Genomic DNA, 17,730 nt, shown 5'->3' on the forward strand with positions numbered 1-17,730 from the left:
TGGCTGGGCCGAAGCAGACAACAACATCGCTGAAAATGCCCTGCGGACGGTCAGTCTGGGTCGTAAAAACTTCCTGTTCTTCGGTTCTGACCATGGTGGTGAGCGGGGATCATTGTTGTACAGCCTGATCGGGACGTGCAAACTGAACGGCGTGGATCCAGAAGACTACCTCCGCTATGTGCTTGACGTCATCGCCGACTGGCCGGTCAACCGGGTCAGCGAACTGCTACCCTGGCGCATCACACTGCCAACTGAATAGCACATCCCTGTCAATACGGCCCTCGGTGTACGCTTACGATAGAGCAGAACTTCAGGGATGAAAAAAGTGAGCGTTTTGGGTTCGGTTTGCGCGCCAGCTACAGTCGTTCAGTGGGACGTCTTCTGGTTCTGAGTTTGCTGGCAACCTTAAGTACAATAGTCTTGTGGTTGATAGGCTATCATGCTGAAAATAAAGGGTTACATTTGAGATATCAGGCTAACAGCGATTAAATCGCGGCGGGTTATCTCATACCTGACATTAGCGGAGAATATCTTACGACACTCCCCGCTAATTTTAAGAAGAATGGTGCTGAGCACCGTCCTTAATCACCTCGCCAAAACCTACCGAAGTATGGTGCTGGTTTATTAGCGCTGATTTATGGGGATCCCTCAGCGCATAAGCGAGGCTTGTGGCATGGATGTGACGGTTAATCTCTGCTGGCGAAGCCCAGGATACTCAGCAGGCTGACAAAAATGTTGTACAGCGAAACATACAGGCTGACGGTCGCACGAATATAGTTCGTTTCACCGCCGTGAATGATGTTGCTGGTTTCAAACAGAATTGCGCCGCTGGAGATCAGGATAAACACAGCGCTAATTGCCAGGTGCAATGCCGGCAGTTGCAGGAAGATGTTCGCCACCATACCGATCAGTACAACCACTACGCCTGCCATCAGCATACCACCGAGGAAGGACATATCTTTGCGTGTGGTCAGCACATAAGCCGAGCAGCAGAAGAACACCAGCGCAGTACCGCCGAGCGCCAGCCCGATCACATCACCCATACCGGCTGACAGATAGGCATTCAGCATTGGCCCAAGGATATAACCCAGGAAACCAGTGAACGCGAATGCCGCCAGAATACCGGTTGGTTTGTTGGCCAGTTTGTAGGTCAGGAACATCAAACCGTACATTCCCACCAGCGTCAGGATCAGCCCCGGCGAAGGCAGCATCAGCACGGTGCTGGCTGTGGCTGTGATAGCGGAAAACGCCAGCGTCAGGCTGAGCAGAAAATAGGTATTGCGTAAAACTTTGTGCGTGCTGAGCAGGGAACTGCGGTCACGCGATGAAGTAATAATACGATCCATTAGTCACTCTCTTATGACAGATGTAATTGTTTGCCGAGTCTAGAAAAGACTGGCTTTGTAACAAAGTTGTTTTACCCATCTTTACTCATAAAGCAAGGGTATCAGCACGGTATTTCCTGCGACGAAATGTGCTCCAGACAACATAAAGGGATTAATGTGAAGCAGAGCCATATTGGTGTCTTATATGTCACTGAAAGCTATTGCTATATAAATCTTTGGGCGCTAAGAGTGTAAACGCGTCGGCATACTATAAATGAATAAGGTGAAAAGGACATGAAACCACAACCACGTAAACATATAGCACTTTCTCTCATGGCGACCGGCATTCTGAGCATATGCAGTGGTGCTTTTGCCGCAACGGTGCCAGCGGGGACGGTGCTGGCAGAAAAACAGGAATTGGTACGCAACAATGGCAGCGAGCCCTCTTCACTGGACCCGCATAAAGTAGAAAGCGACGTCGAATTTAATATTATCAGCGATATCTTCGACGGTCTGGTGGCAGTCAGGAACGACGGTTCTATTGAACCGCGCCTCGCGGAAAAATGGGAGAATAAAGACAACACGGTCTGGGTATTCCATTTGCGTCCGGGCATCACCTGGTCAGATGGTACCGCCATCACCGCGAAAGATGTGGTCTGGAGCTGGCAGCGTCTGGTTGATCCGAAAACCGCATCGCCTTATGCCAGCTATCCCGGCAACATGCACATCCAGAATGCGGCGGACATTGCATTAGGCAAGAAATCACCTGATACGCTGGGGGTGAAAGCGCTGGATGATTCAACGCTGGAAGTCACGCTGACGCAGCCAACGGCCGCGTTCCTGGCGATGCTGGCGCACCCGTCGCTGGTACCGGTCGATCCGGTGTTAATTAACCGTTTTGCCGATAAGTGGACCAAACCGGAACATATCGTTACCAGCGGTGCGTATAAGGTTACCGGTTGGGTGGTCAACGAGCGCATCGTTGCCGAACGTAACGCGCGCTACTGGAACAACAAACAGACGGTAATTAATAAAGTCACCTATCTTCCCATTAATGCCGAAACGGCGGATGTTAACCGCTACAAGGCGGGTGAAATCGATATTACTTACACCATTCCGGTGAATCAGTTCGCGCAATTACAGAAAACGCTGGGCGATCAGGTGCATGTCGCACCGCAACTGGCGACCTATTATTACGAGTTTAATACCACCAAAGCGCCGTTTAACGATCCGCTCGTACGCCGTGCGCTGAATATGGCGCTGGATAAGGATATCATCGCCGATAAAGTGATGGGACAGGGGCAGCGTCCTGCATGGGTTATCAGCCAGCCGCAAATCGGCGGCGTGAAAATTGCGTCGCCGGATTATGCGTCATGGCCGCGTGAAAAGCGGATAGCCGAAGCGAAAAAACTGCTTAATGAAGCCGGATTCAACGCATCGCATCCACTGAGCTTCAACCTGCTCTACAACACCATGGAGACGCATCAGCGCATTGCCATTGCCGCCAGTTCGATGTGGAAGAAAAACCTCGGCGTGGAAGCGAAGCTGCAAAATCAGGAATGGAAAACCATGCTGGATACCATGCATACCGGTAATTTTGATGCGGTACGCTACGCATGGATTGCCGATTATAATGACGCGTCAACCTTCCTGAATACCTTCCGTACCGGCGACAGCGAAAATACCAGTAAGTACAGTAATCCGGCATATGACGAAGCGATGCAGAATGCGGCGAAAGCGAAAGACATTGCCGAACGTGGGAAATACTACCAGCAAGTGGAAGATCTCCTTGGACAGGATGTTCCGGCCATTCCGGTTTACCATTACGTGCGTACGCATCTGGTGAAACCGTGGGTGGGGGGGTTTGCGCCTGACAGCCTCGGCGTCTATCTGACAAAAGATTTGTACATCAAGAAACACTAAGTTTTGCTAGGAGGCATGTTGAATAAACGATCATAACGCTGATATTTCAGACAAATAACACGTTTTTGATTGTTTTTCAGGCAAACAAACATTCTCAGGCTTTACAGACGACCCGGGGATGTTTATAGTGCGCCTCATTCCGGAAGTGTGGCCGAGCGGTTGAAGGCACCGGTCTTGAAAACCGGCGACCCGAAAGGGTTCCAGAGTTCGAATCTCTGCGCTTCCGCCAGTTTAAACAAGGGGTTACCGAAAGGTAACCCCTTTGTTTTTTGAGCACGCTGATATAGTGTTGATGTATTCGCTTGGTATATTTTTCATAACCAACACTTTCGGTTTTACCGTCACGGTGGCTACAAATCAATCACCAGATCCCGCGAGTGGCTGCGTGAACAACATAGTGCGATATGCTGTGTGGCGGCGGTTTTCTCCGCTGCCGATTGCACCGTATCGCGGTGATCGACCACGCCATCAAGTACCGGCGTCAGACAGGCACCGCAAATTCCCATCTCGCACGAAAGCGGCACCGCCACGCCATTATCCTGAAGCACCTGCGCAATACTTTTGTTTGCCGGAACGGGCCATTTTTCTCCGCTGGAGGCCAGCGTAATGGTAAAGGTCTCTTCCTGCTGCGACGTCACAATGGGTGTGGCAGGCGCAAATGCCTCGCTGTGGATCTGCGCTTCAGGCCAGCCTCTTGCCGCTGCAACTTCTCTTACCGCCGCCATAAAACCCGCCGGGCCGCAGGTATAAATTCGCTCCCCGTCGCCGGGTGCAGGGATCGTTGCCGCCAGCGTCTGACGTGGGCTTTTGCCTTCTGAAGAGCAGTGAATAAGACAAACTCCATGCGTCAGCGAGCGGGAGAGTTCGCGCACAAATGCTGCCTCTTTTCGCCGTTTCACGAAATAGTGCAGCGTAAACGGCGCGCCTGTCGCCTCCCGTTGCAGCAGCATTGCATAGAGTGGCGTTATGCCGATGCCGGCGGCCAGCAGCAGCACCGGGCTGTCATCGCGTAACGCAAACAGGTTGCGCGGCGCTGAGATCATCAGCGTCTGGCCGGGGCGTAGCGTCTGATGGATATAACGTGAGCCGCCGCGTGACGCGCTTTCCTGTGCCACGCAGATCAAATAGCTTTCCGTCGTGCTTTCCCCGGTCAGCGAATACTGGCGGATCAGGCCGCAGGGCAGATGCACATCAATGTGTGCGCCAGGCTGCCAGTCGGGAAGCGGTTCGCCGTTGGCGGCAACCAGCCGCACGGCGAGGTTTTTATCGCCCTGGCGAAACAAGCCATCAACCACCACATTCAGCACATCATTCATCGCACACCTCATACCAGAAAGAACTCGCCAAAGCCCATTTTTTTCAGGCCACGGCGATAGGCAATCGAACTTCTGTCCGCCGGAATATGAGCTTCCAGCGTTAGATCCAGCGGCAGCCTTTCCGGCCGTTGTGTCTCCACCATCAGGCGATCTTCTTCAAACACGCGCAGGTTAAACGCGTGCACCTCTTCGATCGGGATATGCAGATCGAAATTGCGCGCGATCGGCGCAAACATACGGGTAACACGCGAGGAGACCGGCGACGCGGCATTCATGATCACCAGCCGCGCCTCGCCGGGAAAATGGATCGTCAGCGTGGCGGTAAACGGCAAGTGCATCTCGAAATGGCGCAGCCACTGAAAGCCTTCCGGCGCACGATAGTCAGAACTCGCCGGATAATTGCCGACTGAACTCCAGTAATCAGCAATAAAGCCGAACCCTGTCTCCTGCGGGCTGTAATCCGGGACGAACTGGTTATTGGCATCGGCAAAAGTGTCCGTGTGGATCCACGCAAAATGGGCAACATCGAGAAATCCTTCCACCTGGCGGCCAGCAAACCCGTTCACCTCAAAGGCCGGACAGTTGATCTGCTGAAAACCCTCGTCATCCCAGTGCGGCATCGTCGGGAGCGGCTGCGGGTTTTCCGCGTCAAACGCCAGGCAGGTCCAGATCAGGCCGAAGCGCTCTTCAACGGCAAACGTCAACAGATTGAGTTTCGCCGGTACTGGCTGATCGGGGCTGGAAGGGATGCGGTTACAGCGGCCATCTTCACCGAAACGTAGCCCATGATAGGGGCAGACGATGCCCTCTTCATCGTGGAAACCGAGCGTCAGCGGCACGCCGCGATGCGGGCAGATATCGCGGGCGACCACCACCTGGCCCTTCACGCGATAAATCACCAGTTGTTCATCAAGCAGCGTGGCTTTCACCGGCGCTGCACCAACATCGCAGGCGCGGGCGACGGGATGCCAGCATTTTGCCAGACGTAACCAGTCCTCCGGCTCGAAGGTACAATGGGCGGGTGGGGTGGGGAGTGCTGTTTTCATGGTCGACCTTCCTGCTTACGGAAAAGCAATTGTTTAATTGTTGTAACTTTATTGTTGTCATATTAGGGTGTTCACATCCATCGCCATTAATTCACTGTTACGTTGCAAAAAAGTGTACAGGTGCAGCATGAGTCCATTTTCCCGTTTCGCCCTCTATTTCGCTGAAGTTGCCCGCAGCGGCAGCCTGCGCCGCGCCGCAGAAAAACTGCATATCTCCGCATCGGCGATTAACCGGCAGATTTTGCAGGCGGAGGAGGCGTTTGGTACGCCGCTGTTTGAGCGTCTGCCGGAAGGTTTACGCATGACCACAGCGGGAGAGTTGCTGTATGACAATCTGCTGCGCTGGCAGAAAGAGTTCCAGCTTACGCGGCAAAAATTTGATGAGTTACAAGGGCTGAAGCGCGGCTCGGTCAGTGTGGGAATGGTGCAGGCGCTGGCGGAGGGGAGCTTTGCCAGCGCGCTGGCTGATATTATCACCGGGCAACCGTGGCTGGAGCTGGAACTCCAGGTCGCAGATAGCCATACCGTCAGCCAGAAAGTACGGCAGGCCGATCTCGACTTCGGTTTGATCCTCGATCCGGAAGGGCAGTCAGGGCTCAATGTGCTGGCCTTCGCCGAGCTGGAGATGGGTGTGGTGATGCGCGCGGATCACGAAATGGCAACCGCCCCGGCGTTATCACTGGGTGAGCTGAGCGGGACGCGGCATATTCTGCCCGGCGCGCCGCTCATTGTGCATGAACGTGTCGGCATGCTTTATCGCCACTACGATCTCGCTCCGGCAAATACCATCAATTGTAATGACATCCGGCTGATTAAATCGCTGGTGCTGAAGGGGAGCGGCATCACGGTGCTGAGCCTGCTGGATGTACTGGACGAAGTGAAAAATGGGCAACTGGCGTTTGTGCCGCTGCGCAACAAACTGCTGCGCCCGCTGACGCTGGCGCTCTGTACCGCGCCATCGCGCCAGCTTTCCCGCCCGGCGCAAATGGCGATCCAGAAACTGACCCAGGTGCTGGAAGCGATGCAGAGCGTTGGCGCATCAGCCTAACGGCCCGCCCTGAATGGTATCGCACAGGCCGTTGATAATGCGCTCGCCGCTCTCCTCTTTCAGTTCCTGATACCACGCCTGCGTCAGTGCCATATCTTTGCCGTGAGTGATATCGCAGCGTTTGCGCGCCTTGAGCACCAGATCGCGCACCCGGTCGCAACGTAGCGCTTCATACTGGCGCAGCACATTTTCGATGTCGCTCTGCTCGCGAAAAAGGTTTCCCAGTACCACCGCGTCTTCCATTGCCGCGCAGCCGCCCTGGCCGATATCCGGCGTGGTGCTGTGTCCGGCATCGCCCAGCAGCGCCACTTTACCGCGCACCAGCGTGTCGAACGGTTCGATATCATGGATCTCGATGCGGTTCGTGGTTTGCGGATCCAGCGCGGCAATCAACCGTTGCACCGGCGGTGCCCAGCCGCTGAAGTAGCGCGTCAGATCGTCGCGCAGCGTGCTGCGATCTTCGGCCAGCCCGGCGGGCAGCGGCACGTCAAAGAAGAAGTAGAAGCGTCCATCGGAGACGGGCATCAGCGACACCCGTTTGCCTTCACCCACGAAGGTTGTCCACTGCTCGGCGGGCGCAATCGCTTCATCGATTTTCACCAGGCCATTCCAGTTAACGTAACCTGCATAGCGACGCTCTGGCGTATAGCCCAGCACATACGGGCGCAGCGCCGAATGGCTGCCGTCGGCGGCAATCAGAAAATCACCGTGGGCGCAGGTGCCATCGCTGAACCACGCGGTCACGCTGTCGGCATGCTCTTCCACTTCGTTGACTCGTTTACCAAACTGCACCCGGTCGCGTCCCCAGTGATTGAGCATTTCGCGCTGTAACTCCGCCCGCGATACCGGGCACGGGCGTCCGCCCACCCGCTCGACCAGCGGCGCAAGGCTAAACTGCGTCAGCGTTTCGCCCTTGCGGTAATCCCTATAAGCCATAGATCGCATCGGGCCGCCGTAGGTCTCCATCATCTCGCCCATCCCCAGATGGTTCATACATTTCACGCCGTTGGGCCAGATGGAGATCGCTGCGCCGACCGGCTTGATCTCTTTTACCGCTTCGAATACCTGGCACGCAATGCCTGCATTCTGTAATGCGACAGCCGCACTCAGGCCGCCGATACCTGCGCCAATCACCAATGCTTTCATTCTGTTCTCCTTTTACTTGCGTGTAACTGATGGAGCAATTTGCGTACCAGAATGACGACGGGCGCTGGTGCGGGAGAACGCGGGCATGGTGAGGTTGTGTTGCACTTTTGTAGTGCGTGTTTGTATTAACGTTGCTTTCTTGTGAATCAAAAATTTCCAAATTTAGTGCAAGGAATCTAAAGTTTCACAGCGCTGGCGCGGGAGTAGCGACTCTGGCCTGCTTTGTGCATCAGGGCGTTGACGCGAATTGACAACAGGATGGAACGCCATGTCTGATGAAAAGAACAGCAACTTATTGTACGGGCTGGAGCAGCGGATCCCGCCGCTTCCGGCTTTCTTCAGCGCCTTACAGCACGTACTGGCCGGGTTAGTGGGCATCATCACGCCGCCGCTGATCATCGGTGCGACGCTGGGGCTGGGCGAGTGGATGCCGTGGTTGATTAGCATGTCGCTGCTGGCCTCCGGAATTGGTACCTTTTTACAGTCCAACCGCGTGTGGGGCGTTGGCGCGGGCATGATTTGCATGCAGGGCACCAGCTTTGCCTTTCTTGGTGTCTCCATTGCAGGCGGGATGTGGGTGAAAGGGCAGGGGGGCACGGCGCAGGATGTGATGGCGATGCTGTTTGGTGTGAATTTCGTGGCCGCGCTGGTGCCGGTTATCATCAGCCGATTTATTGAGCCGCTGAAGCGCATTTTTACGCCGATCATCACCGGAAGTGTGATTGCCCTGATCGGCATCAGCCTGATTAAAGTCAGCGTGAATAACTGGTGTGGCGGCGTGCAGGCGAAAGATTTTGGCAGTATGAGCAATATTGGCCTCGGCGCAGGCACGCTGGCGGTGATTGTGTTATTAAGCTGCGCGAAAAACCGCTGGCTGCGTCTCTCTTCCGTGGTGGTCGGCATCGCACTCGGCTGTATTGCCGCAGCTCTTGTCGGTAAGTTTCACTTCAGCGGCATTGGCGATACCTGGTTTCGTTTACCGGCGCTGTTTCCCTTTGGTTTCCAGTTTAATAGCGCCCTCTTTCTGCCCGTGGCGCTGGTATCGCTGGTGTGCATCCTGGAGGCGGTAGGTGATCTCACCGCCAACTGCCTGATCTCGCATCAGCCTATCGATAACAGCGCGTTTCGTTCCCGACTGAAGGACGGTATTCTTGCTGATGGCATCAGTTGCATGATCGCGGCGATGCTGGGCGCCTTTCCCAATACCACCTTTGCGCAAAACAATGGCGTTATCCAGATGACGGGTGTCGCCAGCCGCTTTGTTGGCCGCTATATTGGCGTGATCCTTATCCTGCTGGGAGTGTTCCCGCCGTTTGGCGAGGTATTACGCCAGATCCCGCTGCCGGTGCTGGGCGGCGCGACGATGGTGATGTTTGGCTGCGTGGTGGCGGCCGGGATCCGCATCATTACCCAAAATCCGTTAACTCGCCGCGACATGTTGATTGTCGGGCTGGCATTTGGTTTTGGTATGGGCGTCGAAGCCGTACCGGCTTTTCTTGCCCATTTCCCGCCAATTATCGCTAATCTGTTTGGCTCGGCAGCGACCTGTGGTGGTTTAGTGGCGATTGTTCTGAACCTGATTATTCCGCAAGAAAAAACAGCTATCGCCGCTGACGCAAGGAGCAATGATGATCGCGCTGAATCACTTTAATCAGCTACCGGGCAACGAGGCCGCAGCACTGTTACAGCCGTGTGTGGCGATCCCCGGCTGGACGGCGGCGCTGGTGGCCGCGCGTCCGTTTGCCTCACTCGTGGCGCTACAGCAAACCGCACGTGAAATCGCCGGAGCCTGGGGACGTGCTGAGCTGGAGCAGGCGCTCAGCGCGCACCCGCGTATCGGCGAAAAGCCTGCGGGTTCACATGCGGCCTTATCGCGCCAGGAGCAGTCGGCGGTGGACGATGGCGACGCGCAACTCGCCAGGGCGCTGCGCGAGGGGAATGCACGCTATGAAGCGCGTTTTAGCCGCATTTTTTTGATCCGCGCCAAAGGCCGTAGCGGAGAAGAGATTCTGCACGCGCTGGAACAGCGGCTGACCAACAGCGACGCCGAAGAGATCACCGCAGCGCTGGAGCAGTTACGGGAAATCACCTTATTACGACTGGCAGGAGCGATTGGCGAATGAACAGCCTCAGTACCCATATTCTGGATATTTCCAGCGGTAAACCCGCGCAGGGAGTGGCGGTTTATCTGTTACTTGATGAGCAGAGGGTGGCGAGCGGCGTCACCGATGCGAACGGGCGAATCGGTGAGTTTTCATCTTCATTAAAGCCGGGGCACTACCGGCTGGTGGCGCAAACGGGAGAATGGTTTGCAAAGCGCGGTGTGGCGACACTGTTTCCCTGCGCGCAAATTGACTTTGTGATCACGCAAACGGCAGAGGAGCATTTCCATCTGCCGTTCTTAATTGCTCCCGGCGGCTGGTCAACTTACCGTGGCAGTTGACCACGCGCACTGACCGTTAATCCACGTCTCGCTGATATTGCGCTCATCGCCGAGGGTCATCAGCACAAACAATTGCTCGTAAATGTCCTTGCAACGCTCATTACGCAGGCGCTGCAAGGGCGTAACCTCCGGGTCAATCACCACAAAGTCGGCTTCTTTGCCGGGCGCAAAATTACCAATTTCATCGTCCAGACGCAGGGCATGTGCGCCGCCGAGCGTGGCGTGGTAGAACGCTTCGCTGGCCCGCAGGCGATAGCTTTGCAACTGGCCCACTTTATAGGCTTCACCCAGCGTGCGCAGCATGCTGAAAGTGGTGCCTGCGCCCACATCGGTGCCGATGCCCATACGCACTTTGTTCCGCCAACAGGCGGGCAGGCGAAACAGTCCGCTGCCGAGGAACAGGTTCGAGGTAGGGCAAAACGCCACCGCCGAACCGGTATCGTGCAGGCACTGCCACTCTTCGTCATGCAGATGGATGCCGTGAGCAAACACGCTGCGCTCGCCAGTCAGTTGATAGTGGTGGTAAACATCGAGATAACGTTGATGTTCCGGCCACAGATCGTTCACCCATGCCACTTCATTCGGGTTTTCGCTTAAATGCGTTTGCAGCCAGGTCTGTGGGAACTCTTCGCGTAAACGGCGTACCGCTTCGAGCAGTTCTGGCGAGGAGGTGGGCGCAAAGCGCGGCGTAATGGCATAACCCAACCGTCCCCGATGCTGCCAGCGCTGGATCAGCTCGCGCGTTTGCTGGTAGCTCTGTTCAGCGGTTTCACTGAGGTACTCCGGCGTATGGCGATCCATCATCACCTTACCGGCGATCAGCCGCATATTCAGGCGCAGCGCCTCACTAAACAGCGCGTTGACGGATTCCGGGTGCAGCGTGCAAAACACCAGCGCAGTGGTGGTGCCGTGGCTCAGTAACTGGCTGATAAAGAATTCGGCAATCTCTGCGGCGTAGGCTTCATCAGCAAACTGGCTTTCAACCGGAAAGGTGTACGTTGTCAGCCACTCCAGTAGCTGCTCACCAAAGGCGCCAATCATTTCGGTTTGTGGATAATGCACGTGAGCATCGATAAAACCGGGGAGCAGCAGTTTGCCGCGCCGATCGGTGTAGCCTTTGTGCGCATCCAGATATTGCTCGCCCTCCTGCCAGCTCATTCGCGCCTGAATTTTACCGTCACGAATAAACAGCAAACCGTCTTCAATGAAACGCGCGTGGTGGGCGATATCGTCGGCATTGTCACAGACTTTGGCAATATCAAACAGCGCGCCGCGGATCGCGGCATGATAATCAATCATCGTTCCTGCCTTCGTCGTTTCCATACCGGGTGAAGTGTTAAAGCAAAATGAGTGCCAGCCGCGACGAGAAACGCCGCGGCCTGAGATAAGGGGTTACTCTTTTTGTGCCGCGACGTTGGGATTGAAACGTGATGTCGTGACAACAATGCGCTCTTCGCGTGCCAGCCAGCGATAAGTAACGCCGCCCAGCAGGACGCCGATAAACCAGCTAAAGTTGGCAACTTCGTGCAGCGCCGGAATAAAGCTGATGATCAACCCGACGGCCACCGACGGCACCAGCGCGCCAATCGCTTTCGGGTTAAAGCCGTTGCGATACCAGTATTTGCCTTTTGGCGTGTCATCAAACAGATCATCGACAAACACCTGCCCGCGTTTGATCAGATAGAAATCCGCAATCAGGATGCCGAACAGCGGGCCGATAAAGGCACCCAGCACGTCAAGGGTGTAGTGGATCAGTTCCGGCGAGTTAAACAGGTTCCACGGCGTCAGCAGAATCGAGCCGACAGCGGCGATCATACCGCCAGTGCGGAAGCTGATCTTCTGCGGTGAGCAGTTGGAGAAGTCAAACGCTGGCGAGACGAAGTTAGCAACAATGTTGATACCGATGGTAGCGGTGATCATGGTCAGCAGACCAATCGCCACCGCCAGATCGTTGCCCACGCGGCTGACGGTTTCAATCGGGTCGGTGATCATACGACCAAACAGCGACTGGGTACCGGAGACAATCACCACGGTCACGATCGAGAACAGCAGAAAGTTGAACGGTAAACCCCAGCGGTTGCCGCGACGAATTTCGCCCATGCTTTTGCCATACCGCGAGAAATCACCAAAGTTGAGCAGCGGCCCGGAAAAATAGGAGACTACCAGTGCCGTCGCGGTGATCATCTGCCAGGTTTGCTCTCCGGTGCTGAGTGATTTGCTGGCGAGAGTAAAAGAGATACCGTCAAACCCTGTCTTGTATACAATCCAACCCGCCAGCGACAGCATCACCACATACACGGCCGGACCGGCAATATCGATAAAGCGCTTAATCGCACTCATCCCGTGCCAGAACACCATTGCTTGCAGGATCCACATCGTGGCGAAGCACAGCCAGCCGAGGTGCGACAGGCCGAACAGCGAACTCTGTGTTAAAGCAGAGAGCGATGGCCAGAACTTCAGTAGCACCAGCATTAAGGCATTCGCTGCCAGATAGGTCTGAATACCGTACCAGGCGAAGGCAATAAGACCCCGGATCACCGCCGGAATGTTGGCACCGAAGACGCCAAATGCCTGGCGGCAGATAACGGCATAGGGCACGCCTGCCATCTGGCTCGGTTTTGCAACCAGGTTAGCGCACAGCTGCACGATGCAAATGCCCACCAGCAGGCAGAGCAGCACCTGCCAGCTTGCCAGCCCGAGCGTAAAGAAGCTCGCCGCGACAACGTAGCCGCCCATACTGTGTACATCCGACATCCAGAACGAAAAGATGTTGTACCAGCTCCAGTTCTGATCGCGCGTCGGCGCCAGATCCTCATTACAAAGCCGTGGGCTGTATACCGCTCCGGAATCAGCGGCCTTAACCTGATGAGTGTTTTGTGTATTTGGCATGAAACCTGCTCCTGTCAATAAAAGCCCGTGAAAAGGGAGTGCTGAGGTTATTGCAGGATCCAGGCCAAAATGATTAATCTTGTATCCAATAATTTAATTTTATGTATACGATACGATATCGAAAAGTAAAAGGCGGAGTGGTTAATGAGTAATGAAAACAGTCTGCAAGCCGCATCTGCTTTGCAGGACAAGGATGAAACCATCTACCAATCGCTGATGACCGCGATTGTCGAACATCAGTTACTCCCGGGGAGCAAATTACCGGAAGAGGCGCTGGCAGACGTGTTTGGCGTCAGCCGCACCGGGATCAGAAAAGTGCTGCAACGACTCAATGCTGTGCAAATGGTCACCTTAACGCCCAAACGTGGTGCACACGTCGCCAGTCCAACGGTAGAAGAGGCGCAGGCGATCTTCCGTACCCGCACTCTGCTGGAAGTGGCCAACCTGCCTGACGTGCTGGCACACTGCCAGCCACCGCATCTGGCGGCGCTGGAGGCGATTATCCGCCAGGAGCAGCAGGCGCACGAAGCCTATGACGGCCCGGCGGCCATCCGCTACTCCGCTGAGTTCCATATTCAGCTTCAGGCTATTTCCGGTAATCCGGTGTTGACAGAGATGGTCACCGGCCTGAGCCAACGCTCTTCACTGGTGATCGCTGCCTGGGGAGCGCCGTGGCGCCAGGGGTGTCGCTGTAACGATCACGAACAGCTCGTTGATTTACTGCGTAAAAAAGATTTGCGGGCGCTAAGCGCGGCGCTGACGCACCATTTTGAACATATCGTCGCCAGCCTCTGTTTTGAGCGCGCTGGCGTTTGTCTGCCGGATTTCGCCCGGCTGTTTGCCAGCCACAAGGAGGCGTAATGCCTGCCGTTTGTATACAAGTTATCAACCCGAACACCAGCCTGGCGATGACCGAAACTATTGGCGCAGCGGCTCGGGCAGTGGCAGCGCCAGGTACCGAAATTGTGGCGGTGTGTCCGCGTGAAGGTGTGCCGTCGATAGAAGGACATTTTGATGAAGCGATAGCCGCCATCGGCGTGCTTGAACAGGTGAAAGCCGGGCGTCAGCAGGGCGTGGATGGCCATGTAATCGCCTGTTTTGGCGATCCGGGATTGCTGGCGGCCCGCGAGCTGGCGCAGGGGCCGGTGGTTGGCATTGCCGAAGCTGCGATGCATATGGCGACGCTGGTGGCGACCCGTTTTTCCATCGTCACCACTTTACCGCGCACGCTGATTATCGCTCGTCATCTGTTGCAGCAGTACGGTTTTCAGGAGCACTGTGCGGCGCTGCACGCCATTGATTTACCGGTGCTGGCACTGGAGGACGGCAGCGGTGTGGCGCAGGAAAAAGTGCGTGCCCGCTGCATTCAGGCGTTAAAAGAAGATGGCTGCGGTGCGATTGTGCTCGGCTGCGGCGGAATGGCCCAGCTTGCGCAGGAGTTGACGCGTGAACTGCATGTACCGGTGATCGATGGCGTCAGCGCGGCGGTAAAAATGGTGGAGTCGCTGGTGGCGCTGGGTTTATCGACCAGCAAGCGGGGCGATCTGGCCTTTCCGGAACATAAGGCGTTGAGCGGGAAATTTCAGGCATTAATGCCGTAGCGAATGGAGGAGTAATGGCACTTTTCGACGACAACTATATGCGTGATTATCCGCGCGATTTACGTGGTTATGCAGGGAAACCGCCGCACGCGCAATGGCCGCAGCAGGCGCGCATCGCCGTGCAGTTTGTACTGAATTATGAAGAGGGCGCAGAGAACCATGTGCTGCATGGCGATGCCGGATCGGAGCAATTTCTTTCCGATATTATCGGCGCGGCCAGCTATCCGGATCGGCATATGTCGATGGATTCACTGTATGAATATGGCAGCCGCGCCGGGTTCTGGCGTATTCATCAGGAGTTCAGCAAACGCGGGTTACCGCTAACGGTATTTGGCGTGGCGATGGCACTGGCGCGTCAGCCGGAGATCGTTGCGGCCATTAAAGCCGCGAATTATGACGTAGTCAGCCACGGCTGGCGCTGGATCCACTATCAAAACATGGATATCAATGACGAGCGTGAACACCTGCAAAAAGCGGTACAGGTGCTGAGCGATCTGTTTGGTAAAGCGCCCACCGGCTGGTACACCGGACGCGACAGCCCGAATACTCGCCAGTTGGTGGTCGAGCACGGTGGGTTTGACTACGACAGCGATTACTATGGCGACGATCTACCGTTCTGGAGTGAAGTCACCTGTCGCGACGGTACGCGCAAACCTCACCTGATTGTGCCGTACACGCTGGATGCCAATGATATGCGCTTCGCCACCGCCCAGGGTTTTAATACCGCTGAGCAATTTTACACCTATCTGAAAGACAGCTTTGATGTGCTCTACGCCGAAGGTGAAAGTGCGCCGAAGATGATGTCCATCGGTATGCACTGCCGCCTGTTGGGGCGTCCTGGCCGTTTTCGCGCGCTGCAACGCTTCCTCGATTATCTCCAGCAGCATGATCGCGTCTGGGTCTGTACCCGCCAGCAAATCGCCGATCACTGGCGTCGGGTTCATCCCTACGCACAATAGAAAATGCCCGGAAAATGGACTGACCCTATAAAGTGGACAGTTCAAAATCCGGGCGTTTTGGTTAACTCATCAAACTGACCTGGGCGGCAACGATGCGCCAGCCGTAGGGGAAGCGCACCCAGCTCTGCTGCTGGCGGCCAATGCGATCGCTGCCTTCACGGGTGAATTCAGTGCTGCAAACGGCATAATCCTCGCCGAAAGTGGTGATCACCGTATGGCGCAGCTCGCGCTGTAACCCGGCTGCCGGGCGCGCGGCGCGAAAGGCGCGGATCTCCTCAATGCCGTAGAGATTCTCGCCTGCGCCGAGACGCACGGTGCTGGCATTGTGCCAGAACAGCTCATCAAGCACCGCAATATCATTGCCGACCAGCGCGTCTTCGTAGCGGTAAAACGCGGCGGTGACCTCCGCCAGTACCCACGGGCGGTTAATGTCGTCCTGATGCATCATAGTGTTATCTCCGCAGGGCGGGCATCGGTAATGCCCTGTTCTTCCAGCACGCGGGCGGTGCGCAGGCAGGCTTGTTCGTTAAACGGCGCAGCAATCAGTTGCAGGCCAATCGGCTTTCCGGATGCGGTACGCAGCGGCACGGTCACAACCGGCAGGCCTAAAAACGAAATCGGCTGCGTCAGCATGCCCATGCTGGCGCGGATCGGCAACGGCTGGCCGTTTATCTCCATCGTCTGTTCGCCGATTTGCGTGGCGCTGCGCGGTGTGGCCGGGGCGATCAGCACATCCGCATGGGCAAACAGCGCGTGGCTTTCCTGCTGCGCGTGGCGGCGAAAACGCTGCGCCTGTAAATACCACGCCGCCGGGATCATCGCCCCCGCCAGCAGACGTTCGCGCGAGTGCGGTTCAAAACGCTGTGGTTCGCGGCGCAGCGCGGGCAGATACTGATTACCACCTTCTGAGGCACTGATAATGAACGCCGCCGAACGCGAGAGTTCCGCTTCGGGAAAGAACACTTCTTCGCGCGCATCAAGAGCGTGCGCCACGCGCTTGAGCGCGGCTCTGGCATCATCGTCGCACCAGGTGGTGAAATAACCGCCCAGCACCGCGCAGCGCAACCCCTCCATCCCGCGTGAAAGCAGAGGTTGTACCGCTTCACTGGCAGTTTCAGCCTGAAAGGCATCCTGCGGATCGCGCCCCTGTAAGACATCATAAACCGCCGCCAGATCGCTTACCCGGCGGGCGAACGGCCCAATGTGGTCGAGGCTGGCAACAAACGGGTGCGTTCCGGCACGTGACAGACGGCCAAATGTCGGTTTAAGCCCGAAGATGCCGCACAGCGAGGCGGGCACGCGGATGGAGCCGTTGGTGTCGCTGCCGAGCGAAAAATGCACCAGCCCTGCGGCGACCGCCGCCGCGGAACCGCCGGAAGATCCGCCGGCAATTCGCGCCAGATCGTGCGGGTTGCGTGTCGCACCATAGTGGCTGTTTTCGGTGGTAAAACCGTAGGCATATGCATCCATATTGACCATGCCTGACAGCAGCCCGCCAGCTTGCTGTAACTGACGCACGGCCCGGCTATCTTCAGTGGCAGCAGGGCGCTGGCTGAATAACTCCGCGCCAGCAAGCGTAGTGTGCCCGGCGACATCAAACAGGTTTTTCACCGCGTAAGGAATGCCTGCCAGCGGCGGTAGCGGCTGGCCATTCTGCCGCAGGGTATCGATGCGCTGAGCTTCGTCGAGCATGCGTGCTGCGGTCACCGTCGTCCAGGCGTTGATCTGTGGGTTGATTTGCTCAATCGCCGTCAGCGTCTGGCGGGCAATGTCGCATGCGCTCAAATCACCTGCGGCTAGTGATTGCCGGATATCGGTAATGCTCATCTCATGAAGCTTCATGCTTTGTACACTCCGGCAATTTCCAGACGATCGTCCAGCGGCAGCGCCATCAACGGTTCAGCCATCGCAGCAATGCGGCGAAACTGTAACAGTAGCTCGGCGCGCCGCTCATCAGTCAGTTCGACGCCATGAATGCGGGTCATGGCATCCAGATAGACGTCCCATTCGGGTTGTGAATTGTTCATGGTTCTC

At 56.2% G+C, this 17,730-nt stretch carries 18 protein-coding genes, 1 tRNA gene and 1 pseudogene; 11 read left to right on the top strand and 9 right to left on the bottom strand.

Translation table 11 applies throughout. From position 1 onward, the window contains the following. The coding region (locus GA0061070_RS12240) for a transposase domain-containing protein (protein WP_139109760.1) at positions 1–259 on the top strand (259 nt) is incomplete at its 5' end. Between the two features lie 32 nt (positions 260–291). Next, positions 292–628, top strand: a pseudogene (locus GA0061070_RS12245) (IS4 family transposase); the annotation flags it as partial. Between the two features lie 58 nt (positions 629–686). On the opposite strand, the gene yccA reads toward GA0061070_RS12245, so the two are convergent. Further along, positions 687–1,346, bottom strand: coding sequence for an FtsH protease modulator YccA (yccA, locus tag GA0061070_RS12250; RefSeq protein WP_090136415.1), 660 nt, complete (start codon positions 1,344–1,346; stop codon positions 687–689). A gap of 273 nt (positions 1,347–1,619) precedes the next feature. Here yccA and GA0061070_RS12255 point away from each other — a divergent pair, with 273 nt between their 5' ends. Both GA0061070_RS12255 and GA0061070_RS12260 read left to right on the top strand, forming a co-directional pair. Next, complete coding sequence (locus GA0061070_RS12255; protein ID WP_090136416.1) at positions 1,620–3,248, top strand: ABC transporter substrate-binding protein; 1,629 nt, start codon at positions 1,620–1,622, stop codon at positions 3,246–3,248. Positions 3,249–3,389: 141 nt separating this feature from the next. Next, a tRNA-Ser gene (locus GA0061070_RS12260) sits at positions 3,390–3,477 on the top strand. A 121-nt stretch (positions 3,478–3,598) separates the two neighbouring features. On the opposite strand, the gene GA0061070_RS12265 is transcribed toward GA0061070_RS12260, so the two are convergent. Both GA0061070_RS12265 and hpxD read right to left on the bottom strand, forming a co-directional pair. Continuing rightward, positions 3,599–4,564: a PDR/VanB family oxidoreductase gene (locus tag GA0061070_RS12265; protein WP_090136417.1), complete on the bottom strand. Its 966-nt coding sequence runs from the start codon at positions 4,562–4,564 to the stop codon at positions 3,599–3,601. A gap of 8 nt (positions 4,565–4,572) precedes the next feature. Then, positions 4,573–5,610: a molybdenum cofactor-independent xanthine hydroxylase subunit HpxD gene (gene hpxD, locus GA0061070_RS12270; RefSeq protein WP_090136418.1), complete on the bottom strand. Its 1,038-nt coding sequence runs from the start codon at positions 5,608–5,610 to the stop codon at positions 4,573–4,575. Between the two features lie 127 nt (positions 5,611–5,737). Between hpxD and hpxR the strand changes: the two genes are divergently transcribed. Continuing rightward, a complete protein-coding gene (gene hpxR / locus GA0061070_RS12275; protein WP_139109761.1) occupies positions 5,738–6,658 on the top strand; it encodes a LysR family hpxDE operon transcriptional regulator HpxR in 921 nt (306 codons plus the stop codon). On the opposite strand, the gene hpxO is transcribed toward hpxR, so the two are convergent. Continuing rightward, a complete protein-coding gene (gene hpxO / locus GA0061070_RS12280) occupies positions 6,650–7,804 on the bottom strand; it encodes an FAD-dependent urate hydroxylase HpxO (protein ID WP_090136419.1) in 1,155 nt (384 codons plus the stop codon). The two genes, hpxR and hpxO, sit on opposite strands and share 9 nt — an antisense overlap. A 268-nt stretch (positions 7,805–8,072) precedes the next feature. On the opposite strand from hpxO, the gene GA0061070_RS12285 reads away from it, so the two are divergent. Genes GA0061070_RS12285 through uraH form a run of 3 tightly spaced genes read left to right on the top strand, consistent with a single transcriptional unit; the run spans position 8,073 to position 10,247 of the window. Continuing rightward, positions 8,073–9,455: a nucleobase:cation symporter-2 family protein gene (locus GA0061070_RS12285; RefSeq protein ID WP_090136420.1), complete on the top strand. Its 1,383-nt coding sequence runs from the start codon at positions 8,073–8,075 to the stop codon at positions 9,453–9,455. Further along, complete coding sequence (gene uraD / locus GA0061070_RS12290) at positions 9,433–9,927, top strand: 2-oxo-4-hydroxy-4-carboxy-5-ureidoimidazoline decarboxylase (protein WP_090136421.1); 495 nt, start codon at positions 9,433–9,435, stop codon at positions 9,925–9,927. Before GA0061070_RS12285 ends, uraD begins: the two co-directional genes overlap by 23 nt. Continuing rightward, on the top strand, positions 9,924–10,247 hold the full coding sequence (gene uraH / locus GA0061070_RS12295; protein WP_090136422.1) for a hydroxyisourate hydrolase: 324 nt from the start codon (positions 9,924–9,926) through the stop codon (positions 10,245–10,247). Before uraD ends, uraH begins: the two co-directional genes overlap by 4 nt. Here uraH and guaD read toward each other — a convergent pair. Both guaD and GA0061070_RS12305 read right to left on the bottom strand, forming a co-directional pair. Next, positions 10,227–11,546 carry a guanine deaminase gene (guaD, locus tag GA0061070_RS12300; RefSeq protein WP_090136423.1) on the bottom strand — a complete coding sequence of 440 codons (1,320 nt, stop codon included), beginning with the start codon at positions 11,544–11,546 and terminating at the stop codon, positions 10,227–10,229. The two genes, uraH and guaD, sit on opposite strands and share 21 nt — an antisense overlap. A gap of 93 nt (positions 11,547–11,639) precedes the next feature. After that, positions 11,640–13,136 carry an NCS1 family nucleobase:cation symporter-1 gene (locus tag GA0061070_RS12305; protein WP_090136424.1) on the bottom strand — a complete coding sequence of 499 codons (1,497 nt, stop codon included), beginning with the start codon at positions 13,134–13,136 and terminating at the stop codon, positions 11,640–11,642. A 144-nt stretch (positions 13,137–13,280) separates the two neighbouring features. Here GA0061070_RS12305 and GA0061070_RS12310 point away from each other — a divergent pair, with 144 nt between their 5' ends. From GA0061070_RS12310 to puuE, 3 genes are read left to right on the top strand one after another with little or no spacing between them, the layout of a single operon-like run. Then, a complete protein-coding gene (locus GA0061070_RS12310; RefSeq protein WP_090136425.1) occupies positions 13,281–13,997 on the top strand; it encodes a GntR family transcriptional regulator in 717 nt (238 codons plus the stop codon). Then, the gene (gene hpxA / locus GA0061070_RS12315) at positions 13,997–14,737 is read left to right on the top strand and encodes an allantoin racemase (protein WP_090136426.1); all 741 of its coding nucleotides are present in this window, start codon (positions 13,997–13,999) and stop codon (positions 14,735–14,737) included. Before GA0061070_RS12310 ends, hpxA begins: the two co-directional genes overlap by 1 nt. Positions 14,738–14,751: 14 nt before the next feature. After that, the gene (gene puuE / locus GA0061070_RS12320; RefSeq protein WP_167353574.1) at positions 14,752–15,696 is read left to right on the top strand and encodes an allantoinase PuuE; all 945 of its coding nucleotides are present in this window, start codon (positions 14,752–14,754) and stop codon (positions 15,694–15,696) included. Between the two features lie 61 nt (positions 15,697–15,757). Here the strand turns inward: puuE and hpxZ are convergent, their stop codons facing one another. From hpxZ to hpxX, 3 genes are read right to left on the bottom strand one after another with little or no spacing between them, the layout of a single operon-like run. Continuing rightward, a complete protein-coding gene (gene hpxZ / locus GA0061070_RS12325; protein ID WP_090136427.1) occupies positions 15,758–16,144 on the bottom strand; it encodes an oxalurate catabolism protein HpxZ in 387 nt (128 codons plus the stop codon). Continuing rightward, complete coding sequence (locus GA0061070_RS12330; RefSeq protein WP_090136428.1) at positions 16,141–17,538, bottom strand: AtzE family amidohydrolase; 1,398 nt, start codon at positions 17,536–17,538, stop codon at positions 16,141–16,143. The genes hpxZ and GA0061070_RS12330 overlap by 4 nt, the downstream gene beginning before the upstream one ends. After that, complete coding sequence (gene hpxX, locus GA0061070_RS12335; protein WP_090136429.1) at positions 17,535–17,723, bottom strand: oxalurate catabolism protein HpxX; 189 nt, start codon at positions 17,721–17,723, stop codon at positions 17,535–17,537. The genes GA0061070_RS12330 and hpxX overlap by 4 nt, the downstream gene beginning before the upstream one ends. Between the last annotated feature and the right edge of the window lie 7 nt (positions 17,724–17,730).

The organism is Kosakonia oryziphila, from assembly GCF_900094795.1.
Classification (GTDB): Bacteria; Pseudomonadota; Gammaproteobacteria; order Enterobacterales; family Enterobacteriaceae; genus Kosakonia; species Kosakonia oryziphila.

Excerpts from the sequence above, each read along its gene's own strand:
- GA0061070_RS12265 (WP_090136417.1), bottom strand. The coding sequence starts at position 4,564 with ATGAATGATGTGCTGAATGTGGTGGTTGATGGCTTGTTTCGCCAGGGC.
- yccA (WP_090136415.1), bottom strand. The coding sequence starts at position 1,346 with ATGGATCGTATTATTACTTCATCGCGTGACCGCAGTTCCCTGCTCAGC.
- uraH (WP_090136422.1), top strand. The coding sequence starts at position 9,924 with ATGAACAGCCTCAGTACCCATATTCTGGATATTTCCAGCGGTAAACCC.
- hpxA (WP_090136426.1), top strand. The coding sequence starts at position 13,997 with ATGCCTGCCGTTTGTATACAAGTTATCAACCCGAACACCAGCCTGGCG.
- hpxO (WP_090136419.1), bottom strand. The coding sequence starts at position 7,804 with ATGAAAGCATTGGTGATTGGCGCAGGTATCGGCGGCCTGAGTGCGGCT.
- hpxX (WP_090136429.1), bottom strand. The coding sequence starts at position 17,723 with ATGAACAATTCACAACCCGAATGGGACGTCTATCTGGATGCCATGACC.
- uraD (WP_090136421.1), top strand. The coding sequence starts at position 9,433 with ATGATCGCGCTGAATCACTTTAATCAGCTACCGGGCAACGAGGCCGCA.
- GA0061070_RS12310 (WP_090136425.1), top strand. The coding sequence starts at position 13,281 with ATGAGTAATGAAAACAGTCTGCAAGCCGCATCTGCTTTGCAGGACAAG.
- GA0061070_RS12285 (WP_090136420.1), top strand. The coding sequence starts at position 8,073 with ATGTCTGATGAAAAGAACAGCAACTTATTGTACGGGCTGGAGCAGCGG.
- GA0061070_RS12305 (WP_090136424.1), bottom strand. The coding sequence starts at position 13,136 with ATGCCAAATACACAAAACACTCATCAGGTTAAGGCCGCTGATTCCGGA.
- hpxZ (WP_090136427.1), bottom strand. The coding sequence starts at position 16,144 with ATGATGCATCAGGACGACATTAACCGCCCGTGGGTACTGGCGGAGGTC.
- guaD (WP_090136423.1), bottom strand. The coding sequence starts at position 11,546 with ATGATTGATTATCATGCCGCGATCCGCGGCGCGCTGTTTGATATTGCC.
- puuE (WP_167353574.1), top strand. The coding sequence starts at position 14,752 with ATGGCACTTTTCGACGACAACTATATGCGTGATTATCCGCGCGATTTA.
- GA0061070_RS12255 (WP_090136416.1), top strand. The coding sequence starts at position 1,620 with ATGAAACCACAACCACGTAAACATATAGCACTTTCTCTCATGGCGACC.
- hpxR (WP_139109761.1), top strand. The coding sequence starts at position 5,738 with ATGAGTCCATTTTCCCGTTTCGCCCTCTATTTCGCTGAAGTTGCCCGC.
- hpxD (WP_090136418.1), bottom strand. The coding sequence starts at position 5,610 with ATGAAAACAGCACTCCCCACCCCACCCGCCCATTGTACCTTCGAGCCG.
- GA0061070_RS12330 (WP_090136428.1), bottom strand. The coding sequence starts at position 17,538 with ATGAAGCTTCATGAGATGAGCATTACCGATATCCGGCAATCACTAGCC.